Origin of the sequence: Amphritea pacifica, from assembly GCF_016924145.1 — a bacterium.
Classification (GTDB): domain Bacteria; phylum Pseudomonadota; class Gammaproteobacteria; order Pseudomonadales; family Balneatricaceae; genus Amphritea; species Amphritea pacifica.
The window spans coordinates 1-1416 of sequence record NZ_JAFFZO010000075.1; the positions used below are offsets into that span (position 1 = coordinate 1).

The 1416-nt window shown below is 38.2% G+C and carries 3 protein-coding genes and 1 pseudogene; 2 read left to right on the forward strand and 2 right to left on the reverse strand.

All coding sequences use genetic code 11. The annotated features are described in order from the left end of the window. Nucleotides 1-143: pseudogene (locus JW499_RS22560) on the reverse strand (alpha-amylase family glycosyl hydrolase); the annotation flags it as partial. A gap of 58 nt (nt 144-201) precedes the next feature. Here JW499_RS22560 and JW499_RS21415 point away from each other — a divergent pair. Both JW499_RS21415 and JW499_RS21420 read left to right on the forward strand, forming a co-directional pair. Further along, a complete protein-coding gene (locus JW499_RS21415; protein WP_205212489.1) occupies nt 202-663 on the forward strand; it encodes a hypothetical protein in 462 nt (153 codons plus the stop codon). Between the two features lie 50 nt (nt 664-713). After that, on the forward strand, nt 714-1049 hold the full coding sequence (locus JW499_RS21420) for a hypothetical protein (protein ID WP_205212490.1): 336 nt from the start codon (nt 714-716) through the stop codon (nt 1047-1049). Between the two features lie 155 nt (nt 1050-1204). On the opposite strand, the gene JW499_RS21425 is transcribed toward JW499_RS21420, so the two are convergent. Beyond that, on the reverse strand, nt 1205-1416 hold a 212-nt coding region (locus tag JW499_RS21425), incomplete at its 5' end, for a hypothetical protein (protein ID WP_205212491.1).

Sequence of the window (1416 nt, forward strand, 5' to 3'; positions counted from 1 at the left end):
ATTACCCATTGACGACGGTGTTCATAACTCTGTCCGGTTAATGAGTCTTCGCCACACAAAAACGCCCGCCGAACACAGCGGGCAATACAGTGATAATAGGGAGTGTCTGCGGTAGAAATAATCTGATTTCGGGCACGGGTCATATGATTTCCTTAACATCCTTGTTTGAGGTATCAGCAGTATAGATCAGGCTTTTAGAATATGCCTGTCCCTTATATAACCAGTGGTAATCCGTTTGGTCACACTGCAATAGCGACGACAGGAAATGGAATGTATAGCTATGGGAATGCGACCAAGCTTGGGAGTAGCTTAACCGATTATTTACAAAGAGAAGCCCCAAAAAGGAATTCTGTGGTCATTGTTATCGATACTACGTTAAAACAAGAAGAAGAGATTAATAAGTATCTAAAGGGCAGTAAAGATGACCTGCCTCCTTGGATTTTGGGTTACATTCCTGATCCCACAGATACGTGTGCAACGCGAACTAATGAAGCGCTTTCTTCTGCTGGCTTGCTTGATCCATATACTATTGGCCCCTCATTCCCAACTGATGTAACTGGGCAAGCTGAAGTGTGGCAACAAATATTGGGTGGAAAAACATACAATATCCCTAAAGGGGCAGACAAAATCCCTTCTGGTTTGTTGGAATTTAATCCTAATTAAAAAATTTAAAGGGGCATGGTATTAGATCCGTGCTCCTTTTTGAGTGAGTTATGAAACGTATATTTGCTATTACCTCAATCTTTGGTTTGATTTTTTCGTCTGCTCTAATCTTGTTCCTTAAGAAAACACCTAGTGAAGCAATGGAGGTATTAAAAATTGGAAGTAGTTACTCCGAATTGCTTGATATTGCAGGAGAGCCTAGCTATGAAACAGATGGTACTGCATGGGTAGAACCAGATTTCAAAAAAACAGAAGATCAGATAATTCCGGGCTGTGTAAAAGAAGTATGGTATGAAAGCAAAGTTAAGATTGCTCCTAGTAAGTTTTCATTTTGTTTTGATTCAGAGGAAAAGTTGATTCATAAATATCACTGGACGTCTTGGTAGTTTTTCTCAGATTTCGTCATTTTCACCAGCAGTGTTTGTATACTTAACTGGTTTTAAAAATATTCTGGGACAGGCATATTTTAGATCAAAAAAAATCAGGGCCATTTATTTCTATTATATCTTGGCAAGATAATCGCTTTATTTTTAATCTGACGTTATAGAGCACATATTCTGGGACAGGCATATTTTAAATCAAAAAAATCAGGGCCATTTATTCCTACTATATCTGAGCAAGATAATTGGCATATTCTGGGACAGGCATATTTTAAATCAAAAAAATCAGGGCCATTTATTCCTACTATATCTGGGCAAGATAATCGCTTTATTTGTATTCTGACGTTATAGCGAGCTGTATCCTGAATATCCA